This window comes from Stenotrophomonas sp. GD03654, from assembly GCF_029845105.1.
GTDB lineage: Bacteria > Pseudomonadota > Gammaproteobacteria > Xanthomonadales > Xanthomonadaceae > Stenotrophomonas > Stenotrophomonas africana.
The window spans coordinates 139222-161354 of record NZ_JAOCLC010000002.1 but is presented as its reverse complement, the minus strand read 5'-3'; the positions used below and the strand labels follow the sequence as shown (position 1 = coordinate 161354).

General features: G+C 66.9%; 18 protein-coding genes and 2 pseudogenes. 9 read left to right on the top strand and 11 right to left on the bottom strand.

Features of this window, described 5'->3' with window-relative positions:
• Window positions 1-234 (bottom strand): annotated as a pseudogene (locus N5J73_RS01865) (hypothetical protein); the annotation flags it as partial.
• 125 nt (window positions 235-359) lie between these two features.
• On the opposite strand from N5J73_RS01865, the gene N5J73_RS01860 reads away from it, so the two are divergent.
• Window positions 360-905, top strand: coding sequence for a hypothetical protein (locus tag N5J73_RS01860; RefSeq protein WP_049448450.1), 546 nt, complete (start codon window positions 360-362; stop codon window positions 903-905).
• 85 nt (window positions 906-990) lie between these two features.
• On the opposite strand, the gene hmgA is transcribed toward N5J73_RS01860, so the two are convergent.
• Together hmgA and hppD are read right to left on the bottom strand one after the other, a co-directional pair.
• Window positions 991-2289 carry a homogentisate 1,2-dioxygenase gene (gene hmgA, locus N5J73_RS01855; RefSeq protein ID WP_049448452.1) on the bottom strand — a complete coding sequence of 433 codons (1299 nt, stop codon included), beginning with the start codon at window positions 2287-2289 and terminating at the stop codon, window positions 991-993.
• Window positions 2290-2391: 102 nt separating this feature from the next.
• Window positions 2392-3504, bottom strand: coding sequence for a 4-hydroxyphenylpyruvate dioxygenase (gene hppD / locus N5J73_RS01850; RefSeq protein WP_176433087.1), 1113 nt, complete (start codon window positions 3502-3504; stop codon window positions 2392-2394).
• A gap of 129 nt (window positions 3505-3633) precedes the next feature.
• Here hppD and N5J73_RS01845 point away from each other — a divergent pair, with 129 nt between their 5' ends.
• Complete coding sequence (locus tag N5J73_RS01845) at window positions 3634-4128, top strand: MarR family winged helix-turn-helix transcriptional regulator (protein ID WP_014648685.1); 495 nt, start codon at window positions 3634-3636, stop codon at window positions 4126-4128.
• Window positions 4129-4207: 79 nt separating this feature from the next.
• On the opposite strand, the gene N5J73_RS01840 is transcribed toward N5J73_RS01845, so the two are convergent.
• The 4 genes from N5J73_RS01840 to N5J73_RS01825 all read right to left on the bottom strand — a co-directional run bounded on the left by N5J73_RS01840 (window position 4208) and on the right by N5J73_RS01825 (window position 8851).
• On the bottom strand, window positions 4208-5347 hold the full coding sequence (locus N5J73_RS01840; protein ID WP_049448454.1) for a hypothetical protein: 1140 nt from the start codon (window positions 5345-5347) through the stop codon (window positions 4208-4210).
• A gap of 320 nt (window positions 5348-5667) precedes the next feature.
• Window positions 5668-6273: a thioredoxin family protein gene (locus tag N5J73_RS01835; RefSeq protein WP_049448456.1), complete on the bottom strand. Its 606-nt coding sequence runs from the start codon at window positions 6271-6273 to the stop codon at window positions 5668-5670.
• 19 nt (window positions 6274-6292) lie between these two features.
• Window positions 6293-7792, bottom strand: a complete 1500-nt coding sequence (locus N5J73_RS01830) for an oligopeptide:H+ symporter (RefSeq protein WP_049448458.1) — start codon at window positions 7790-7792, stop codon at window positions 6293-6295.
• Between the two features lie 183 nt (window positions 7793-7975).
• Window positions 7976-8851 (bottom strand): tryptophan 2,3-dioxygenase family protein, encoded by an 876-nt coding sequence (locus N5J73_RS01825; RefSeq protein WP_049448460.1) that lies wholly within the window; start codon window positions 8849-8851, stop codon window positions 7976-7978.
• Window positions 8852-9186: 335 nt separating this feature from the next.
• Here N5J73_RS01825 and pdhA point away from each other — a divergent pair, with 335 nt between their 5' ends.
• Genes pdhA through N5J73_RS01805 form a run of 4 tightly spaced genes read left to right on the top strand, consistent with a single transcriptional unit; the run spans window position 9187 to window position 13072 of the window.
• Window positions 9187-10269 (top strand): pyruvate dehydrogenase (acetyl-transferring) E1 component subunit alpha, encoded by a 1083-nt coding sequence (gene pdhA / locus N5J73_RS01820; RefSeq protein ID WP_049448461.1) that lies wholly within the window; start codon window positions 9187-9189, stop codon window positions 10267-10269.
• The gene (locus tag N5J73_RS01815) at window positions 10262-11329 is read left to right on the top strand and encodes an alpha-ketoacid dehydrogenase subunit beta (protein ID WP_019338598.1); all 1068 of its coding nucleotides are present in this window, start codon (window positions 10262-10264) and stop codon (window positions 11327-11329) included. The genes pdhA and N5J73_RS01815 overlap by 8 nt, the downstream gene beginning before the upstream one ends.
• Window position 11330: 1 nt before the next feature.
• On the top strand, window positions 11331-11684 hold the full coding sequence (locus tag N5J73_RS01810; RefSeq protein WP_005411349.1) for an SH3 domain-containing protein: 354 nt from the start codon (window positions 11331-11333) through the stop codon (window positions 11682-11684).
• Window positions 11681-13072 carry a dihydrolipoamide acetyltransferase family protein gene (locus N5J73_RS01805; protein ID WP_049451583.1) on the top strand — a complete coding sequence of 464 codons (1392 nt, stop codon included), beginning with the start codon at window positions 11681-11683 and terminating at the stop codon, window positions 13070-13072. Before N5J73_RS01810 ends, N5J73_RS01805 begins: the two co-directional genes overlap by 4 nt.
• Window positions 13073-13195: 123 nt before the next feature.
• Here the strand turns inward: N5J73_RS01805 and N5J73_RS01800 are convergent, their stop codons facing one another.
• The 3 genes from N5J73_RS01800 to N5J73_RS01790 form a co-directional block, all read right to left on the bottom strand.
• Complete coding sequence (locus N5J73_RS01800) at window positions 13196-13582, bottom strand: VOC family protein (protein WP_049445452.1); 387 nt, start codon at window positions 13580-13582, stop codon at window positions 13196-13198.
• A 249-nt stretch (window positions 13583-13831) separates the two neighbouring features.
• Window positions 13832-14539, bottom strand: coding sequence for a YafY family protein (locus tag N5J73_RS01795; RefSeq protein ID WP_049445454.1), 708 nt, complete (start codon window positions 14537-14539; stop codon window positions 13832-13834).
• Complete coding sequence (locus N5J73_RS01790) at window positions 14539-15174, bottom strand: NAD-dependent dehydratase (protein ID WP_192840561.1); 636 nt, start codon at window positions 15172-15174, stop codon at window positions 14539-14541. The genes N5J73_RS01795 and N5J73_RS01790 overlap by 1 nt, the downstream gene beginning before the upstream one ends.
• A 106-nt stretch (window positions 15175-15280) precedes the next feature.
• Here N5J73_RS01790 and N5J73_RS01785 point away from each other — a divergent pair, with 106 nt between their 5' ends.
• Window positions 15281-16819, top strand: coding sequence for a GGDEF domain-containing protein (locus tag N5J73_RS01785; RefSeq protein ID WP_049445459.1), 1539 nt, complete (start codon window positions 15281-15283; stop codon window positions 16817-16819).
• A gap of 107 nt (window positions 16820-16926) precedes the next feature.
• Here N5J73_RS01785 and N5J73_RS01780 read toward each other — a convergent pair whose 3' ends face one another.
• A complete protein-coding gene (locus N5J73_RS01780; protein ID WP_049445460.1) occupies window positions 16927-17853 on the bottom strand; it encodes a DUF808 domain-containing protein in 927 nt (308 codons plus the stop codon).
• A gap of 197 nt (window positions 17854-18050) precedes the next feature.
• Between N5J73_RS01780 and N5J73_RS01775 the strand changes: the two are divergent.
• A pseudogene (locus N5J73_RS01775) lies at window positions 18051-19706 on the top strand (AarF/UbiB family protein); the annotation flags it as partial.
• Window positions 19707-19950: 244 nt separating this feature from the next.
• Complete coding sequence (locus tag N5J73_RS01770; RefSeq protein WP_049445464.1) at window positions 19951-22056, top strand: phosphoglycerol transferase I; 2106 nt, start codon at window positions 19951-19953, stop codon at window positions 22054-22056.
• Window positions 22057-22133 lie beyond the last annotated feature (77 nt).

Here is a 22133-nt window from a genome sequence, read left to right as displayed (position 1 = left end):
GCCAGCGCCCAGCTTCGCGCCGGCGAAGCCGTCCAGCCGCGCAGGGCTGTCCTTGCGGAGGTCGTTCGCTGGGCGGGCTGCCAGATCAGGATCCGTCGACTGGGCTGGCCCGGTCGCCGAGGCGGTTTCTGCCGGGGTATCGCTACCGCTGCCGGCCGCCCCCTGCTTGTCGGGGCCGGCACTGCAGGCGGTGAGCGAAAGGAGCAACAGACCAGCAATCGGGAGGTGCTTCATCGGTGCGGTTCCCTGGCGCGAAGATGGCTGCACGCTAGCGCAGCGCACGTGCAGATGCTGCATTGTCATCGCGGTTTCATCGCCTTCGTTCAGGCTCGGCGTGCACCGACTTGGCTGTCCCTTCCATGCAACCGCGCAAGACCGACCTCGCCCGAACCGCGCTGCAGGCCCACCGCGCGCCGCTGGACATGCGCCAGCGCCGGCTGCTGATCCTGTGCGACGGCCAGCGCAGCATCGCCGAACTGACCGGCCTGCTCGGCCCGGAGGCGCCGGCGATGGTCATCCAGCTGGTGCAGGCCGGCTACCTGAGCACCGGCCCGGCAGCGGCGGCCCCCTCCCCTCCAGCCGTTGCCGGGCCAGCCGGGGCCGCATTGGCGCAGGCGCAGGCGCCGGCAGCGCCTGCCGCCACGCCGGTCGAACGCCGCCGCTCGCTGGTGGCCGCGCGAATCTACATGCTGGGGATCCTGGAGATGCAACGTCACCCGCAGGCGGCGGCATTGTTCCGCGACCTGCAGCAGGCACGCGCCGAGGAAGACGTGCTGCAGCGGCTGCAATCGGCGATGCAGATGCTGCCCGGGCTGACCTCGGAGGGCTATTGCCAGCGCGTGCGGCAACGCCTGCTGGAGGCGCTGCCGCTGGAGCATTGCGACGCGTTCGTTGAGGTCGCTTGAAGAAAAAAGGGGACGGAGGGGATTAAGCCGCAATCAGCACACGTGTGCCTGAAACGACTTAATCCCCTCCGTCCCCTTTTTCGGGTCAACGGAAATTGTTGCGCAGGCCGTTCCAGCACTGCTGGTAATCGCCTTGGCGATGGCCCGCTGCCAGCGCCTGTGCGGTCGGGCGGATCACCGCGCGGGTCTCGAACATGAAGGCCATCGTGTCCTTGATCACATCGGCCTTGGACAGATCGGCACTTGAGGCCTTGTCGAAGGTGGGCGCGTCCGGGCCGTGACCGCTCATGCAGTTGTGCAGCGACGCGCCACCCGGCACGAAGCCTTCGGCCTTTGCGTCGTAGGCGCCATGCACCAGGCCCATGAACTCGCTGGCGATGTTGCGGTGGAACCACGGCGGGCGGAACGTGTTCTGCGCCACCAGCCAGCGCGGCGGGAAGATCGCGAAGTCCATGTTGCTGGTCCCCGGCGTGTCGCTGGGCGAATGCAGCACCAGGAAGATCGACGGATCCGGGTGGTCGTAGCTGATCGAACCGATGGTGTTGAAGCGACGCAGATCGTAGCGGTACGGCGCGTAATTGCCGTGCCAGGCCACCACGTCCAGCGGCGAATGGTCGATCGGTGCACGCCACAGTCGGCCTTCGAACTTGGCGATCAGCTCAAAGTCGCCATCGACATCCTCGAACGCCGCGTGCGGGGTTTCGAAGTCGCGCGGATTGGCCAGGCCGTTGGAACCGATCGGGCCGAGGTCGGGCAGCTTCAGCAGCGCGCCGTAGTTCTCGCAGATGTAGCCGCGGCTCGGGCCATCGGGAAGTTCGACACGGAACCGCACGCCGCGCGGGATCACCGCGATCTGCTGCGGCTCGATCTCAATCACGCCCAGTTCGGTCAGCAGGCGCAGCGCGCCCAGCTGCGGCACGATCAGCAGCTCGCCATCGGCGTTGTAGAAGTAGCGGCCGACCATGTCGCGGTTGGCGGCATAGAGGTGGATGCCCACGCCGGCATGCGCGTCGGGCGAGCCGTTTCCGCCCATCGTGTACAGGCCTTCGACAAAGTCGGTCGGCAGCTCCGGTAGCGGCAGCGGGCTCCAGCGCAGCTGGTTCGGTGACGCCGGCTGCGCACCGAAATCACACTGCAGCTGCGACTGCGCGAACGGGGTGAACTCGCCATGGGTCACCGCCGGGCGGATCCGGTACAGCCAGCTGCGGCGATTGCTGCCACGCGGCGCGGTGAAGGCGGTGCCGGTCAACTGTTCGGCGTACAGGCCGTGGGCCACCTTCTGCGGTGAGTTCTGCCCGACCGGCAGCGCGCCGGCGACGGCCTCGGTGGCGAACTCGTTGCCGAAGCCGGACTGATAGCCGCGGGCGGTGATGGCGGGGGACATGGGGGCTCCTGGGTACGGCGAGACCGGAACGGAAAGCAACCGAGCATGGCTCGGCTCTACAGATGGGCAGGCGCCGGGACTGGCCCGGCGCTACCGATGACCTTACAGCACGCCGCGGCGGATCTGGTCGCGCTCGATGCTCTCGAACAGCGCGGTGAAGTTGCCTTCGCCGAAGCCTTCGTTGCCCTTGCGCTGGATGATCTCGAAGAAGATCGGGCCAATGCAGTTCTGGGTGAAGATCTGCAGCAGCTTGCGCTGGTGGGTTTCCGGATCGGCGTCGATCAGGATCTTGTTCTTGGCCAGGCGCGCCACGTCTTCACCGTGGTTCGGCACGCGCTGGTCGATCACGTCGAAGTAGGTCTCCGGCGTGTCGAGGAAGTCCACGCCCTGCGCACGCATGGCTTCAACGGTCTCGTAGATGTTCTCGGTAAAGCACGCGATGTGCTGGATGCCCTCGCCCTTGTACGCGTCCAGGTACTCGTTGATCTGGCTCTTCGGGTCGGACGACTCGTTCAGCGGGATGCGCACGATGCCGTCCGGCGCGGTCATCGCCTTGGACACCAGGCCGGTCTTCAGGCCCTTGATGTCGAAGTAGCGGATCTCGCGGAAGTTGAACAGGCGCTCGTAGTAATCCGACCACTGCTGCATGTTGCCGAAGTACAGGTTGTGGGTCAGGTGGTCGATGAAGGTCAGGCCGAAGCCCACCGGGTGCAGGTCGGCGCCGGCGATCGGTTCGTAGTCGCCGTCGAAGATGCTGCCCGCGCTGCCGTAACGATCGACCAGGTACAGCATGCAGTCGCCGATGCCCTTGATGACCGGCGCGCTGACGGCCTTGCTGTCCGGCTTGAAGGCGATGGCTTCGGCGCCGTTGCCCAGCGCGGTCTGGTAGACCTCCTGGCCCGGCTTCTTGAAGCGGATGGCGAAGCCGCAGGCGCACGGGCCATGCTTTTCGGCGAAGTCCGAAGCGAAGGAATCGGGGTCTTCATTGACCAGGAAGTTGACGTCGCCCTGGCGATAGACGGTAATCGGACGCTGCTTGTGCTTGAGCACCGCGCTGAAGCCCATCTTCCGGAAGTACTCGTGCAGCTCCTGGCCACGGCCGGCCGGGGCGGCGAATTCGACGAACTCGAAGCCGTCGATGCCCATCGGGTTCTCGAAGGTGGTGACCTGCATGCCGGGGTTGGGATGCGAGGCGGTCGGGACTGCGGTATTCATGGCGTGGCTCCGAATCGGTACCGCATCGGTACAAACCAGGTGCGGGCAGGTAGGGACCCGGCGAGAATGCAGGGTCTGGACCCACCCCTTATAGTTACACTTGAAACCACCAGCAAGGTGCACCGCAACATGAGCCCCGCCGATCCCGTTTCGACCCGCCTGCGTGCCTCGCACGTCCTGCTCGACCTGGAACAGTTCCTGCCTTACCGGCTGAGCGTGCTGTCCAACCGGGTCAGCGGCAACATCGCCAAGCTATACGGTGATCGTTACGGTCTGGCGATCCCCGAGTGGCGGGTGATCACCATCCTGGCGCTGTACCCGGGCTCCTCGGCCAGCGAGGTCTCCGACCGCACGGCGATGGACAAGGTAGCGGTCAGCCGCGCCGTGGCCCGCCTGCTGGAGCGCGGCTTCATCAAGCGCGAGACCCACGGCGACGACCGCCGCCGTTCGGTGCTGGCGCTGTCGGCAGCCGGCTTCGAGGTGTACGAAACCATCGCCCCGATGGTGATCGAAATCACCCGCAAGCTGATGTCGGTGCTGAGCGAAGAGGAAGAGCAGGTGCTGGAAAAGCTGATCCTGCGCCTGGCCGGCGAAGGCCTGGAGCGGATGGGCGAAGGCGTCTGAAAGAAAAAGGGGACGGAGGGGATTAAGTCGTTTTGAGCACACCCGTGCTGATTGCGGCTTAATCCCCTCCGTCCCTTTTTCAGCTCAGATGCTTGCGCCGCGCATGGATCCACGGCACCGCCAGTGCGGCAATGGCACCGCCGGCGAAGCCGAGCGAGGCGGCAACCGTGGCCGCTTCGACCGCCCCCGGCAACGCAAGCGCGGCAGCTACGAGCAGCAGCGACGGCAGGCCGACGAAGGTGCCCAGGAAGAAGTGCCAACGCGGCGACCAGGTGTTGAGCTGCAGCAGGCTCACCGGCTGCCAGGCGTCGGATGCGGCCTCTTCGGCGATCTTCGCCACCGCCTTGGCCAGGTCCACTTCCGGCAGCGCGCGCCCCTGGCGTGCGGTCGCCAGCAGCTCGGCCACGGCCTCCACCGGCGGGAAACTGGACGGCCACGCAACCGGCGCCGGCACGCCGTAGGCGGTCAGCAGCGGCACACTCAGCCACGGCGCCACCAGCGGGCGCATGCGGCGGCGACCATGCACGCACCAGATCTGCGGCTGGCCGTGCGCGGTGACGCTGTACAGCGCCAGTTCGTTGGCCGGCGGATAGCCGAGCATGGTCACCCGCGCCGCCAGGCTGTCCTGGCCCATCGCACGCAGGAAGCCAGGGCGGCTGCGCCCTTCCTGCATCCACGCCAGGCCAAGTGCACCCACCAGATAGGCCTCGGCGACGTCCTTGCTGCCGGCGGTGGCGCGTTCGTCACTGGCCAGATACCACGCCAGTGATTTCGGTTCGGCCACGTCGTCCAGGCCCCAGCGGCTGTCGTCACCGAGCACGTGGCGCACTGGCAACCGCGCCGGCGCGGTCTCGCCACGCTCGCTTGGCTGCAGGAACGGCAGCACGCCCTGGATGAAGGTGGACAGTTCGATCGCACGCACGCCATGGCCCTGCCATTCCGGCGGCAGAAGCCCGGCCAGCTGGCCGTCGGCGGCCAGTGCATCGAGCCGCGATTTCTGCTCGACCAGTTTCTGCACCGCACCCTTCAGCACCACGTTGTCGGGCAGCGCGATCTGCGGCAGGCGGTGGCGCGGCGGCGCCAGTTCAACAGCGTCCTCGCCGGTGCCCGCGTCGTCCAGCAGGGCCTCCTGCGGTGGCAGGGTCACGCCCTCGCCTGCCCCAGCCTCGGCCAGGTCGCTGGCAGGTTCGGGCAGTCGTTCGGCGTGGTCGCTGTGCATGGGCGTTCCGGTAGGTTGCGTCGACGGGGCGTCGACTGAGGTCCTTGCCGGTAACGGCGTGCTCACGGTGAAGTTGAGACGCCGATTCAGAGAGTGTGACGGTGCGCGCAGTAGATCCGCGCCAGGCGTGGATGCACCACAGTGCCGACCAACGGTCGGCACCCACCGGAGTTGGCGGCCAGCGGTCGGCACCTGCCCGAGCATGCCGACCAACGGTCGGCACCCACCCGAGCATGCTGACCAACGGTCGGCACCCACCCGAGCATGCTGACCAGCGGTCGGCACCCACCCGAGCATGCCGGCCAGCGGCCGGCACTACCCTATTCCGGTTTGTCAGGTGCCCACTGCTTCAGGAATGCGGTCACGCGCGCGGGTTGGAAGGCTTCGCCCTTGCGCAGCTCTCCGGTGGCCTGCGATACCAGCAGTCCGCCGTCGGCATCGAGCACCAGCAGGTACGGGTAGTCGCGCTCCATCATCGGGAACTGGGCGAAGAAGGCGGTGTTGGGTTGTTCGTCGCTGGCGTTGATCTTCACCCACACGTAGTGGGCGTCGCGGAAGCGGCGCAGGTCGCCGTTGCCTTCCACCACCTCGTCCAGCGCCCGGCAGCGATCGCAGGCAGCGTTGCCGACCTCGAGCAGGATGCGCTTCTTGCCGCGCTGGGCTTCCACCTTGGCGGTGGCCAGATCGTCGGCGGGGTCGCGGGCCGGGTCGAACTGCGCGCCGAGCCCGGCGATGGCGGCGATATCCGCCGCCACCGGGGTGTTGCCCGAGGCCACCGGTTCGCTGGGGTCAGCGACCGGTGGCTCGGTGGGTCGGGTATCCAGGGGCTGCGTAGGCTCGGCGGCGGCAGGCGGTTGCGGTTGGGAACAGGCGCCGATCAGCGCCGCACAGACCACCACTACCGCAGTACCGAGCTTGCTACGCATGCCTTCTACCCTCTCATCATTACTTGACGCCGTGCATCAGCTTGTTGATCAGCGGGGCAACCAGGAACAGCACCACGCCGGAGCCGATCAGGGCCCAGAACCCGAAGGTATACCCCTTCAGGGCCGACTCGACCGTCATGCCACCTTCACCACTGACCACGCCAGCGAAGATGCCCGACAGGTTGTTGCCGATGCCGGTGGACAGGAACCAGCCACCCATGCCGAAGCCGACCAGACGCACCGGGGCCAGCTTGGTGACCATCGACAGGCCGATCGGCGACAGGCACAGCTCACCCACCGACTGGATGACGTAGACCATGAACAGGGTCCAGAACGGGATCTTGCCGTCCACGACCATCTGCGACAGGGCGAACATCAGCAGGGCGAAGGCGGCGCCGTTGAACAGCAGGCCCAGGCCGAACTTGCGCGGAATGGACGGATTGGCGCGGCCCAGGGCCACCCAGATCCAGGCGATGACCGGGGCCAGGGTGATGATCGCCACCGAGTTGACCGACTGGAACCACGCGGTCGGGAACGTCCAGTCACCCATCTGACGGTTGACGATGTTCTCGGCCAGGAAGGTGAACGAGCTGCCGGCCTGTTCGAAGAACATCCAGAACATCACGTTGAAGGCGAAGATGATCAGCATCGCGATCACGCGGTCGCGCTGCACCTTGCCCTCGCGGATGCCCTCGACCAGCAGCAGGATGGCCAGCGCGGTGAACATCGCGCCCAGGATCCAGGCCAGCGCGGTGGCGCCGGTGGCCAGCAGGAAGTACGCAACCGGGATGGCGACCACGGCACCGACCAGCACCATGATGATGCGGCCGAAACCTTCAGCACCGGCCGGCGGTGCACCGATGCCCTTCAGGCCGGCGCGACCGATGTAGAACCACACCAGCGAGATCAGCATGCCCACGCCGGAGGCGATGAACACGACCTTGTAGGACGGCATTGCATCGGTACCGAAGACCTTGCGGGCCAGGTACTCGGTCAGCACCGGGGCGATCATCGCGCCGATGTTGATGCCCATGTAGAAGATGGTGAAGCCCGAGTCGCGGCGCTCGTCCTTCAGGCCGTACAGCTTGCCGACCATGGTCGAGATGTTCGGCTTGAACAGGCCGTTGCCGACGATGATCGTGGCCAGGCCGAGCTTGAAGATGTGCTCCTGCGGCAGCGAGATCATGAACAGGCCAGCGGCCATGATGATCGCGCCGGTCAGGATCGAGCGCTGGTAGCCCAGTACCCGGTCGGCCACGTAGCCGCCGAAGATCGCTGCGGCATACACCAGGGCCAGGTAGGCGCCGTAGATGCGGCTGGCGTCGCCTTCACCGGCAGCGCTGCCGTTGTAGAACTGGGCAACGATGTACAGCACCAAGGCCCAGCGGATGCCATAGAACGCAAAGCGCTCCCAGAACTCGGTCATGAACAGCATCCACAACGGACGCGGATGGCCCATCGTGGTCTTGAAGTCCGGCAGCGCCGGCTCTGGGGTGTTCGCAGTGGCGTTTAGGCTCATGCGGATTTCCTGGTTCGGTGGATGACGAGCACGTCCGGTGTGCAGTTGGAGCAACGCGCGAGGATCACCGACTTCTGGCGTTCACGTCAAATACACGCCGTTTGAGGCAGGTGGCAGCCTGCTCCCTGAACTTGCATCTGAAACGATCCAGCCGCCGGCAGGGATCCAAGCTGAATGGGGGGGTCAGCCCAGCCCTGCCGGCGGCGCGGCCTGCAGGCTGGTGCGCACCTGGAACAGTTCGGGGAAGAAAGTCAGCTCCAATGCCTTGGCCAGGAAGCCCACGCCGGACGAGCCACCGGTGCCGCGCTTGAAGCCGATCACCCGCATCACCGTGCGCATGTGTCGGAATCGCCATAGCTGGAAGGCGGTCTCCAGGTCCACCAGGTCCTCGCACAGCGCGTATTCGCGCCAGTAGCGGTCGGTGTCCTGGTAGATGCGCTCGAAGACTGGCTGCAGTGCGTCGTCGGCCACGTGCGGCTGGGTCCAGTCATGGGCCTCGTAGACCGCCGGCACGGCATGGCCGAAGCGGGCCAGGTACTTCAGGAATTCCTCGTACAGGCTGGGCGCCTCCAGCACAGTGCGCAGCTGCGCCTGCCCGGCCGCATCGTGCTCGAACACCTGCAGCATCTGCGCGTTCTTGTTGCCCAGCAGGAACTCGATGTAGCGGTACTGCAGCGACTGGAAGCCCGACGACGGGCCCAGCACGTCGCGGAAGCCCATGTACTCGGACGGCGTCAGCGTTTCCAGCACCGACCACTGCTCGGTCAGCTGGCGCAGCACCTGCTTGCTGCGCGCCAGCACCTTGCGGCACTGCCAGACTTCATCGCGCTGCAGGAAGCCGATTGCGGCACGCAGCTCATGGCCCAGCAGCTTCAGCCACAGCTCCGAGGTCTGGTGCTGGATGATGAAGAGCATCTCGTCATGGTGCGGCGGGTTGGACAGCGGCTGCTGCGCGCTGAGCAGCTGGTCCAGCCGCAGGTAGCCGCCGTAGGTCAGGCGTCCCTGCAGGTCGGTGTGGATGCCGGCTTCGAGATCGCGTTGGTTGTTGTCGACGGACATGGGCGGGACCAGATCGGGGGCGGCAAGGGTAGCGCGTTGCCGCCGCGCTGGCAGCCGCCGGGTCCATACCCGGGCGTGCGGTTGGCCGTGGAGCATCGGCCGATCCCGGGCCTGCGCGTGGAACCGTCCAGGCCGTTGTACTGGCGGTCAGCCAGAGGCGTATTCTGATGCTTTGCAGCAACGACTGAATACGTTGTTGTTATTGGCCCCCCACCCGCCGGCAGGGGTAAAACGGGGAATCGCCGTGTTGCGGCGCAGGAAGGCTATTCCGTACGCGTTCCTTAACATGGCGATTCATATCATTTGTAACTTCTCTGTCGAAGGTGCAGTACGCAATGACGGTTGCCGCTGAATTCAAGATCGAATACCTGCAGTACCTGGATACGGACGGCACGCTCGTCCGCGATGACCTGCCCGCGTCGCTGCGCGACCCCAAGGTCCTGGTACCGCTGTTCAAGCAGATGCTGTTCGTACGTACGTTCGACAGCAAATCCATCGCCCTGCAGCGCACCGGCAAGCTCGGCACCTATGCCGCCTGCCTGGGCCATGAAGCCGCGCACGTGGGTATCGGCGCTGCGATGCAGAAGGACGACGTGTTCGCACCTTCGTACCGCGAGTATGGCGCGATGTTCATGCGTGGCGTGCGCCCGCACGACGTGCTGATGTACTGGGGCGGCGACGAACGCGGCAATGATTACGGCGGCAACGCGGCCAAGGATTTCCCGTTCTGCGTGCCGATCTCCACCCAGTGCCTGCATGCCGCAGGCGCGGCGCTGAAGTTCAAGCTCAACAAGGAAGCGCAGATCGCGGTGGCCGTGTGCGGCGACGGCGGCAGCTCCAAGACCGACTTCTACGCGGCACTGAATTCGGCCGGCGCCTACAAGCTCCCGCTGATCCTGTGCATCGTCAACAACGGCTGGGCCATCTCGGTTCCGCGTTCGGCCCAGACCGGTGCCGAAACGCTGGCGCAGAAGGGCCTGGCCGGCGGCCTGCACTGCCTGCAGGTGGACGGCAACGACCTGATCGCGGTGCTGGCGGCAATGGAGCAGGCGCGCGAACGTGCGCTGGCCGGCGACGGTGGCACCGTGCTGGAACTGATGACCTACCGCCTGTCCGACCACACCACCGCCGATGACGCGCGCCGCTACCGCGACGACGCTGAAGTGAAGGACGCGTGGCAGCGCGAGCCGATGCTGCGCCTGCGCAAGTACCTGATCAACGCCGGTGTGTGGAGCGAAGACGAGGAAGCCGCCTGGGTCGCCGAGTGCGGCACGCGCGTGGACGAGGAAGTGAACCTGTACCTCAACACGCCGGTGCAGCCGGTCGAGGCGATGTTCGACTTCCTGTATGCCGATCCGCCGCCGGACCTGCTGGCCCAGCGTGCCCAGGCGATCGCCCTGGAGAAGCGCCATGGATGAGATCAAGAACGGCGCGCCCGGCGCGCACACCAACGCCGCCGACAGCGCTGCGGTCGCGCGCGGAGAAGAGAGCATGACCACCACCCCGATCACCCTCATCGAAGCCATCACCCAGGCGTTGGCCTGGGAGCTGGAACACGACCCGTCGGTGCTGGTGCTGGGCGAAGACGTGGGCGTCAACGGCGGCGTGTTCCGCGCCACCGCCGGCCTGCAGCAGCGCTTCGGCTCCGAGCGCATCCTCGACACCCCGCTGGACGAAACCACCATCGCCGGCCTGACGATTGGTCTTGCCGCGCAGGGCATGAAGCCGGTGGCCGAAGCCCAGTTCGATGGCTTCATGTACCCGATGGTCGACCATATCGTCTGCCACGCCGCCCGGCTGCGTTACCGCACCCGTGGCCGTCTGCACTGCCCGATGGTGCTGCGCGTGCCGTGGGGCGGCGGCATCCGCGCGCCGGAACACCACAGCGAAGCCAACGAGGCGATCTTCACCAACGTGCCGGGCCTGCGCGTGGTGCTGCCGTCGTCGCCGCAGCGTGCCTACGGCCTGCTGCTGGCCGCGATCCGCGAGCCGGATCCGGTGATCTACATGGAGCCCAAGCGCATCTACCGCCAGTACAAGGAAGTGGTCGTCAACGACGGCGAAGCCTTGCCGCTGGACGTCTGCTTCGTGCTGCGCGACGGCACCGACGTGACCCTGGTGACCTGGGGCGCGCAGGTGAAGGAAGCGCTGGAAGCGGCCGACAAGCTGGCCGGCGAAGGCATCAGTGCCGAAGTCATCGACGTGGCCACGCTGCGTCCGCTGGACTTCGCCACCATCGCCGAGTCGGTGGCCAAGACCGGTCGCTGCGTGATCGTGCAGGAGGCCCCGAAGACCGCGGGCTTCGGCGCCGAGATCGCCGCGCGCCTGGCCGAGGAATCGATCTACGACCTGCTGGCTCCGGTCGAGCGCGTCACTGGCTACGACACCCACATTCCGCTGTTCCGCCTGGAAATGAAGTACCTGCCGAGCGTTGAGCGGATCGTGGCTGCGGCCAAGCGCGCGGTGGCGGCCGGCTGACATGCGGGCCCGCCTTCTGGGGGCTTACCGCAGCCAGTATCCCAACCCGCTCCGGTTCCACACCGGCCAGATCGTCGAAGTAGGTGTCCGTGACGAGGAATGGCCGGCGTTTGCCTGGGTACGCACCAACGATGGGCGCGCTGGATGGGCGCCCATCGCCTGGCTGCAGCTGCTGGACGAGGGTCGCGCCGAAGCCCTGTGCGACTACGACGCCCGCGAGCTGGATGTGGAAAGTGGCGAGATGGTGAAGCTTCATCACGAACACGGTGGGTGGTGGTGGTCCGAGCGCGCCAATGGCGCGACGGGCTGGCTGCCGGCCCGCGAACTGGAACTGCTGGAAGAGAACTGCAAATGAGCCAGACCAAGAACTTCAACCTGCCCGACCTGGGCGAAGGCCTGCCGGACGCGACCATCGTCGAGTGGTTCGTCAAGGAAGGCGATGTGATCAAGCTGGACGAGCCGCTGGTCTCGATGGAGACCGCCAAGGCCGTCGTCGAAGTGCCCTCGCCGTTCTCCGGCAAGGTGCTGAAGCTGTCCGGCGGCGCCGGCGACATCATCCCGACCGGCTCGGTGCTGGCCAGCTTCGAACTGGACCCGAACCTGCCGCAGCGCGCCGATGGCCAGGACACCGGCCACAGCCACGGTCACGCCGCACCGGCGGCGCCGGCTGCCGCACCGACCCCGCCGCCGCTGCCGGCTGCGCCGGTCGCTGCGGAGGAAGCCAAGCCGGCCGCCGCCGAGCGTGACGACGCCGGTACCGTGGTCGGCGCCATGCAGAGCTCCAACGCCGTGCACGCCGAACAGGCGCTGGCCGTCGGTGGCGTCAAGGCCGTCCCGGCCGTGCGTGCGATGGCGCGCAAGCTGGGCGTGGACCTGAGCCGCGTGCCGGCCACCGGCGCCGATGGCGCCGTGACCATGGCCGACGTCAAGCAGGCCGCCGCCAACGGCAGCGCCAAGCTCGGCGCTGCTCCGGCGCCGGTCGCTGCCGCCGCGTATGCCGCGCCGGCCCCGGCGCAGGTGTCTGCCCCGGTGCAGAGCGAAGCCCGCACCCCGCTGTCCGCCACTGGCAAGCCGATGCGCACCCAGCCGCCGGGCGTGGTCGCCAAGGGCCAGCCGGAACCGCTGAAGGGTGTGCGCCGCAACATGGCCCGCGTGATGGCCGACGCGCACAGCAAGGTGGTGCCGACCACGCTGAACGACGACGCCGACATCCACGCCTGGCTGCCGGGCAACGACGTCACCGCGCGCCTGGTGCGTTCGATCGTGGTCGCCGCTCAGAAGGTGCCGGCGATGAACGCCTGGTTCGACGGTGAAGCGCTGACCCGCACCCTGCACGCCCAGGTGGACATCGGCATCGCCGTGGACACCGACGACGGCCTGTTCGTGCCGGCCCTGCGCAATGCCGACATGCTGGATGCACGCGGCATCCGCGAAGGCGTCAACCGTCTGCGCGAGCAGGTGGAATCGCGTTCGATCGCCGCCTCGGAACTGAGCGGCTACACCATCTCGCTGTCCAACTTCGGCATGTTCGCCGGCCGCTACGCGACCCCGGTCGTGGTGCCGCCGTGCGTGGCTATCGTCGGTGCCGGCCGTGCCCGCCACCAGATGACCCCGGTGATGGGCGGCGTGGAAGCGCACAAGGTGATCCCGCTGTCGGTCACCTTCGACCACCGCGCGGCGACCGGTGGCGAAGCCGCCCGCTTCCTGCGCGCGATGATGGACGACCTGGCACTGGCCAGCTGATCGGCCACCTGACCGGTGGGTGCCAACCGTTGGTTGGCACCTGACGTGGAAAGAACGCCGGGCATTGCCCGGCGTTTTTTTGCCCGCATCCACGCATGGCGTGGATCTACACAATGCGGGCGATCAATCGCGCGCGACCAAGCCCTCGGCGCGGCTATACACACGCAGGCGGTGGCCATCAGGATCTGCCCCGACAAAGGTATGGCCGAATTCCAGTGTCACTGGCGCCTGCAGGATCTCCACACCAAGAGCGCGCCACGCATCGTGCATCTGCTGCACAGCCTCCGGGTTGGCCACCACCATCGCCAGTTCGGCGGCGCCGGCCTGCGCGGACACCGGCGGCTGCACGCCGTCGCGCTGCCACAGGCCCAGTGCGGCGCCATCGCCGAGCAGGAACAGGGCAAAGCCGGACGACTGCTCAACCGGCGGCTTGCCGAGGATGCCGCTGTAGAAGGTGGCGCTGGTGGCGACGTCGCGCACGTACTGCAGCAGGGTGCTGGGCGTGAACATGGGGAAGCTCCGTTGTTGGGAGCGATCATGGTGGTATGGGCCTGCTGACAGATTCTGTCAGTAGCATCGAGCGCACCCGACTGCTGTTGCCCCTGCCCTGGTAGAGGTCGAGCTTGCTCGACTGCTGTTCGCGAAGATCAAAGGCAGTCGAGCAAGCTCGACATCTACCAGGAGCAAACAGCAAAGGCCGCCAACCCATCGCGCCAGCAGCAGGAAGCAAAGCGCAAGGACAGTCGAGCAAGCCCGACGCTACGAACGGTCCAACCAGTCCGGCGCGATGCCCTGCGCCTTCTGCCAGCGCCGCAGCAGCGTGGCGCGCGGCACGAGGTAGCGATCCTCCAGCACGCGCACCTGGCGGATGCGGTCCAGCCGGAAATGACGGAAATCCTCGCGGCGCTCACACCACGCCGCCAGCATCGGCACCTCATCGAAGTAGCCCAGTGCGAACGGCCAGACGATGCGCTCGCTGCGCTGGCCGTGCGCATCCTCGTAGCCGAACTTCAGGCGCTGCTGTGAACCCACTGCTTCGCGCACGGCCTGCAGGCGTGCAGGCGGCACCTTGGCCGCAGCGCGCGAAGGGCCAACGCGCAAGCCGCTGTCACGTAAGGCTTCCCGGCGCGCGGCTGGCAGCACATGCGCGATACGCGCCAGGGCATCACGCGCGGCCTCGGCCAGCGCCGGCTCGGTGCGCGCGGCAACCCAGCGCAGGCCCAGCACCAGCGCGTCAATTTCGGCCGGGGGCAGCGTCATGGGTGGCAGGGTATCGCTCGGCGCCAGCTGGTAGCCGACGCCAGCCTCGCCGCGCAGGTCAGCGCCCTGCTCGCGCAGCGTCTCGATATCGCGGTACAGCGTGCGCAGGCTGATGCCCAGCGCGTCGGCCAGCACCTGCCCGGCCACCGGCCGTCGGTGGCGGCGCAGCAGCTGTTGAAGCTGCGTCAGGCGCAGCGCACGCGACATCAGCCGACCAGTGCGCCCGATGCCAGCACGTGCTCACCCGGTTGCGGGGCCAGCGCGGCCTCGACCAGTGCCTTGGCGATCTCGCTGGCCGGGTTGATCCGCCACGCCCGTGGCAGCACCGGCCCCAACGCACCCAACACCGTCAGCGCCAGGCGCTCGCCACGACGCACCTCGTTGCGCTCGCCCCCGATCAGCCCTGGGCGAACCAGGGTCAACGAGTGGAAGCCCAGCGCGCGCAGATCGCGCTCCAGCTCACCCTTCACCCGGCTGTAGAAGATCGACGACTGCGGGTTGGCGCCGGCTGCGGAATTCAGCACATAAGTCTGTGCACCCTGCGCCTGTGCCAGCCGGGCGAACGCCAGCGGGTAATCATGGTCGATGCGATGGAAAGCCTCGCGGCTGCCAGCCTGGGCAATGGTGCTGCCGAGCGCACAGATGACCGCGTCCACGCGCGCCCACCCAGCTACGGCGGGCAGCGTATCGAAGGCCAGCACCGGGTTCTCCAGCTTCCCGTCGGTCACGCCCAACGGGCGGCGCGTGGGCGCCACCACGGCGCTGCAGCGCGGGTCGTCCAGCAGCCTGGGCAGGGTCAGCCCGCCGACCAGGCCGGTCGCCCCCAGCAACATCACGCGCATCACCACCTCCACTGCGGCATTCTGTCGCCCATCCTAGCCGTTCAAGCCGTCGGCGGCCGCGCCGATATGCTGGAACCAGTCCCTGCCAGCCCCCAGGATTCGCTCCATGACGGACCAGCCCGACCACCGCTCTGCCCCCGGTACCGCCCTTGGGCCGCCGGCACGCGTGCGCGCGGTGGTGGACGATGGGCTGGGCGACCGCGTGGTATTGCAGGGCGGCGGTGGCGTGGCCCTGCAGCAGCTGTTCGCCGGCGCCGACGCGCCCGAGCCGCTGCTGGCGGCGTTCGCCAACGGCATGGCCACCCTGCCCGGCGAACTGGGCGACATGGGCGACCGCCTGCAGTCGGCGCAGGCCAGCGCCGATTGGCCGCGCTACGGGCGCGCCATGCGGCAGTTGATCGACAAGTACATCCGCACCATCGAACAGCATTCGCCAGATGGGCAGCCGGAAAGCCTGCGCCTGTCCGAGCAGCTGCGGCTGCTGCTGGGTGGCGCCGTGGTGGCCCTGCTGCAGCACGACCCGGATCTACGCGAACAGGCGCAGGCCCTGGCCACGCGCCTGCGCCAGTGGCAGCCGGGTACCGCACTGGAACCGATCGAACAGGGCGTGCGCGAACTCGGCCACCAGGTCGGCGTGCGCGCCGAGAGCTGGCAGGAGCAGCAGGCACTGCTGCTGGAGCTGTTCGCGCTGCTGTTGGAAAACGTGAGTGAGTTGCTGGACGACCGCAGCTGGCTGCAGGGCCAGATCGCCGCAGTTCGCCAGCTGCTGGACGGGCCGCTGGAAGCTGAAGCGGTCGAGCGTACCCGCGCTGAACTGCGCGAAGTGATCTACAAGCAGGGCTTGCTGCGCCAGGGCATCGACGATTCGAAGGCGGCGATGCGCGGGTTGATGGGCGAGTTCATCGAGCGCATGGATGGCATGGCCACCAGCACCGGTGAGTACCACGACCGCATCGGCAGCTACGCACTGCAGCTGCGCGAAGCGCGCAGCATCGCCGATCTCAACCAGCTGCTGCAGGACGTGATGCGCGACACCGGCAAGGTACAGCAGCAGGCCGCGCAGGCACGCGATCATCTGGCCAGCGCGCGGCAGGAAGTGGAGCGCGCTGAACAGCGCATCGCCGAGCTGGAACAGGAGCTGCGTGCCGCCGGTGACCTGGCGCGCGTCGATCCGCTGACCCAGGCACTGAACCGTCGCGGCCTGGACGAACTGCTGCAGCGTGAACTGGCGCGTGCCGCACGCAACAACTCACCGCTGGGCGTGGCGGTGATCGACCTGGATGATTTCCACCAGACCAACAATACGTATGGCCACGCTGGCGGTGATGCGCTGCTGCAACATCTGGTGGCCGTGTGCAAGCTGCTGCTGCGCGCCACCGACGGCATCGCACGGCTGGGTGGCGACGAGTTCGTGCTGGTGCTGCCGGAAACCCAGGGCGCCGACAGCATGGCCACCGTACAGCGCCTGCAGCGCTCGCTGGCGCACCGCGTGCTGACCGTGCAGGACCAGCGCGTGCCGGTGCACTTCAGCGCCGGGCTGGCGCAATGGCAGCCCGGCGACGATACCGAGACCCTGCTGCGCCGCGCCGATGACGCGCTGTATGCAGCCAAGCGGCAGGGCAAGAACCGGGTGCAGGCGGGGTAGTTCTTCGGTACACCGGAAACCGCTTTGGTAGGTGCCAACCTTGGTTGGCACGCGTGGGAAACAAAGCGCCGACCAAGGTCGGCCTCTACCGGGGAACCTGCCGCTGACTACTTGCCGCGCAGCTTCTGGAACCCGGTCACCGCCGCCAGCACGATGGCGCCGGCGATGATGCCGACCACCATGTTGGCCGCAGCACTGATCAACCAGCCCCACTGCCCTTCGCCGCCCAGCGCCTGCACCGCGTGGTGCAGCGCCGGCACGTTGTGCACCAGGATGCCGCCGCCGACCAGGAACATGGCGATGGTGCCGGCCACCGACAGGAACTTCATCAGCCACGGCGCCGAAGCCACCAGGCCACGACCGAAGGCGGCGATGGCACCGCCCTTGCGCGACAGGTACAGGCCGACGTCATCCAGCTTCACGATGCCCGCCACCAGCCCATAGACGAAGATCGTCATCGCCAGTGCCACCACGGCCAGCGTGACCACCTGGTTGGTGAACGACGCGGTGGCGACCACGCCCAGGGTCAGCACGATGATCTCGGCCGAGAGGATGAAGTCGGTGCGGATCGCGCCTTTTACCTTGTCCTTCTCCCACGCCACCATGTCCACCTGGGTATCGGCCAGCGCCTTGCGCCGCTCGGCCTGGCGCTCGGCATCGTCGTCGGACGAATGCAGGAAGCGATGTGCCAGTTTCTCAACGCCCTCAAAGCACAGGAACGCGCCGCCGATCATCATCAGTGGCACGATCAGCGGTACGTTCCAGCCGCGGCTGTGCAGCCACGCTTCCAGCGCGCTGATCGCCAGGGCCGCCGGTACCAGGATCACCTTGTTCACCAGCGAGCCCTTGGCCACCGCCCACACCACCGGCAGTTCACGGTTGGCGTTGACCCCGGTGACCTGCTGCGCGTTCAGCGCCAGGTCGTCGCCCAGCACGCCGGCGGTTTTCTTCGCCGCGACCTTGGTCAGGACCGAGACATCGTCGAGGAGGGTGGCGATATCGTCGAGCAGGGCGAACAGGCTGGCACCGGCCATGGGAAGTCCAGAGAGGGAATGAGCGGATTCTGACCGATCCGGTGTGGACTGCGGAAGACGTCGGATTCACCGCGTGCCCACCGCCCCCCGGCGACACTGCGGAATCCGGGCATTGCCGGCCAGCGGCCGGCGCTACCTGTCTTCGCCGCATGGAGTTCCGCTTGAGCAATCCGCCCACCGCCAATGGCAATCCCCCGCTGGTCAAAGGCATGAACCGGCGCAGCCAGATCCTGCGCCTGCTGATGCGCTACCGCCATTCGGGCGTGTTCTCGGGCATGAACCTGGACGCCGCCAGCAACCAGGCCGACGTGCCCGCCGACGGCAATCCGGAGCAGTTCGTCAGCGACCTGGAGGCCCTGGGGCCCACCTTCGTCAAACTGGGCCAGATGCTGTCCACCCGCCCGGACATGGTACCGGTGGAGTTCGCCACCGCCCTGGAGCGCATGCAGGAAAAGGTGGCGCCGATCCCGGTCGAGCGCATCCATGCCATCGTCGAACAGGAGCTGGGTGCGCCGGTGAACAAACTGTTCGCCGCATTCGATCCCGAGCCGCTGGGCTGTGCCTCGATCGCGCAGGTGCATCGGGCGGTGCTGCACGATGGCCGCCAGGTGGCGGTGAAGGTGCAGAAGCCCGAAGTGGCGGCACAACTGCGCTCGGACCTGGAGGCGCTGCGCAGCTTCGCGCTGGCGGCCGATCACCTGACCCAGGTCGGTCGCCGCGTGCGCCTGCGCGACTGGCTCAACGAGTTCGCCAAGACCCTGATGCAGGAGCTGGACTACCACGCCGAGGCGGAGAATCTGGCGCGTTTCGGTCGGCATCTGAAGCCCTTCCGCCGCCTGTGGATTCCGCAGCCGCTGTGGGATTACAGCAGCCAACGCGTATTGACCATGGAACTGGCCACCGGCGTGCGCGTGGATGCGATTCCCGATGTGCGCCGCACCGAACAATCGATGGACCCATTGGCAGCGGCATTGATCCGCGGCTACCTGGACCAGATCTTCGTGCATGGCGAGATCCACGCCGACCCGCATCCGGGCAACCTGCGGGTGATGCCCGATGGACGGCTGGCGATCTTCGACCTGGGCATGGTCGCGCACATGCCGCCGCGCCTGCGCGAGCGCCTGCTGAAGATCCTGTTCGCCGCGGTCGATGGCCGTGGCGAGGAAGTAGCCGATGACCTGATCAGCATCAGCACTCGGCTGGAGGCGTTCGACGAAGAGCGCTACCTGCGCGAGACCGGCCAGCTGATCGCACGCTATGCGGCCAGTGGCAGTTTCTCCGAAGGCCGCGTGGTACTGGACATGGTGCGCATCGCCACCGCCTGTGGGCTGCGCACCCCGCCGGAGCTGAGCCTGCTCGGCAAGGCGCTGCTCAACCTGGAAACCGTATGCCGCTTGCTGGCACCGGACCTGGATACCCGCCGCATCGTCGAGCGCCAGCTGCAGCACGTGATGCGCGCACGCCTGAAGAAATCGCTGTCTGCCGCCAACCTCGCCAGCGAGGCGATGGAGTTGCAGCAGCTGCTGCGCGATGGGCCGCGCAAGCTGTCGGACATCATGGCGCTGCTGGCCGAGAACCGCCTGCAGATGAAGGTGACCGGCCTGGAAGAATCACGGTTGATGGAGAACCTGCAGAAGATCGCCAACCGCGTGGCAGCCGGCATCATCAGCGCGGCATTGATCATGGCCGCGGCAATGATGATGAAGATCGACACCGGCTGGCACCTGTTCGGTTACCCGCTCATCGCCCTGATTCTGTTGTTCATCGGCGTGGTGCTCGGCCTTGGCATCGTGACCAGTGCATTGCTGTTCGACCGTCGTGCGCGGGCACGCGAAGAGCGTGGGCATCGCTAGCGAATCTACGAAAACACTCGTATTCATGCGGTTTTTAATGCAATCCAACGGCACCTTTCACGCTCGTTTTACCTTCTGAGCGCGATTTCGCGCGCGTTATTTCAACAAACATTTCAGTCAGGTTCGTGCATGCACTATCGGGTCATCAGCCTGTCATGTGCATGTGTTTGTGGCAGCGCCGGTCGGATGGACACGCGTCGGTACGACGTCCATCACCACCACCCCGTCACTGCCGAAGCTGCCTATGCTCTGGATACTGCTGCTGTCGTTGTTGCTGCTGTGCTGGTTGTTCCTCGCGTCCGACAAATGGGTGTGGTGGAAGGCCGGTGCGTTCTCGCTGCTGCTGCTGATGCTCAGCGCGTGGTGGCTGATCGACAAGCTGTCCGGTGATGGGCTCAACGCTGCCACCCTGTACCACCTCGGCGCCGACATGGAAGGCGCCGGTATCTCCGACTTCAAGGGCTATATCGCCGGCTTCATCGTGCTGGCGCTGGTCTCGCTGCTGCCACTGTTCGCCACGCGGGTGAAGCGCTGGCGGCGACCCGGCCGCGGTGGCGCATTGTTTGCTGGTTTCGCGGCCGTGTGGGTGGCCACGATCTTGATCAGCCCGCTGGCCCGCGACGGCCAACGCCTCTACCAGCAGCTGCGCCCGGTCGACTTCGCTCGCATCGCCCCCGAATACCAGGTGCCGACGCAGCCGCTGCAGCGCCCGCGCAACATCGTCTGGATCTATGGCGAAAGCCTGGAGCGCACCTACCTGGACGAGAACGTGTTCCCGGGCCTGATGCCCAACCTCAACCGCCTGGCCACGAAGTCGCTGGACGTGCGCGGGCTGGCCTCGGCCGAAGGCAGCGGCTGGACCATCGCCGGCCTGGTGTCGTCGATGTGCGGCGTACCGCTGACCACTTCGCAGGGCGATGAGAACAGCATGGACCGCATGGGCAGCTTCCTGCCCAAGGCGGTATGCCTGGGCGACTACCTGAAGCAGCAGGGCTACACCAACCACTATCTGGGTGGTGCCAACGGCCAGTTCGCCGGCAAGGGCCAGTTCCTGGCCAGCCACGGCTTCGATGAAGTGCATGACCTCGCCTGGTTCAAGCAGCAGAAGAAGATCGGACGCATCCACTACTCCGCCTGGGGCGTGCACGACGATGTGCTGCTGGATACCGCCTACCAGCGCTTCGAGCAGCTTTCGCGCGCCGGCTCGCCGTTCATGCTCACCACGCTCACCATGGACACCCACCATCCGGCGGGACACCTGCCCGTGTCGTGCAAGGGCGAGCGCTACCAAAGCCAGTACGGCAACATCAACATGCTCAACGCGCTCAAGTGCAGCGACCGGCTGATCTCGCAGCTGGTGCAGCGCATCCAGGCCAGCCCGTACGGCAAGGACACGCTGATCGTGATCGCCTCCGATCACCTGGCAATGCCCAACGATCTGACCCACATCCTGACCCGGCAGAAGCGCGAGAACCTGCTGCTGTTCCTGGGCGACGGCATCGCCCCGCAGCAGCTCAACGCCGACGCCGGCACCACCCTGGATTCGGGTGCGACCCTGCTCAGCCTGCTGGACCCGAACCTGAAGACGATGGGCTTTGGCCGTTCGCTGATCGATAGCCAGCGCGCGCCCAGCGCCAGCGTGGCCACCCAGCGCGATGGCGGCCGCGATTACCCGCAGTACCTGGCCTTCGCGCGTTCGCTGTGGCTGGGTGAACCGACCCGCGAGCTGAAGATCGATGGCGATGACCAGGTGGTGGTCGGTCTGCAGCACGTGCAGCCACCGGTGCTGCTGGAGTACGACAAGGACTGGGGCCTGAAGTCCGTGTATCTGGAAAACACCTCGCGCCAGTTCGATGATGCCAACCCGGACAACACCCTGGCCTACGTCGACCGTTGCACCGCGTTCGAGGACGGCTCGGCCGACGGTGACTGGTGCGCCCTGCTGGTCAACCGCGACAACGGCATCAAGCTGTACCGCGATAACGACCTGCGTGGCGGCATTGCCGTCGATGCACCGCTGGACGCATTCCAGGGCCCGCGCCCGAGCGTGCGTCAGGCACACATGATCACCCAGAAGGGTCGCCGTACCCGCGCTGGCCAGTACATGCTGCAGCTGGTGGCGAGTACGCGCCCGGATCGTGGTTTCTGGATCGAGGCAGTTTCCTCGCAGCGCAAGGTGGTGCTGGCCCAGCAGTGGGTGCAGCCCGATGCCAACGGCAAGATCAACGTGTCGTTCGGGCTGGATCACGAAGTGGATGATCTGGAGATCCGCGCGTGGTTGAACCATGCCGAGAAGCTGGCGGTGGATACGTTCGCACTGGTGCCCTCACGCAGTCGACCACGGGGGTAGGGTTCTTTGCAGGGCTGCGCCCTGCACCCGCTACGAGCCGGAGCAACGGCAACAGCAACAGCGTGCATTCCGTGGAT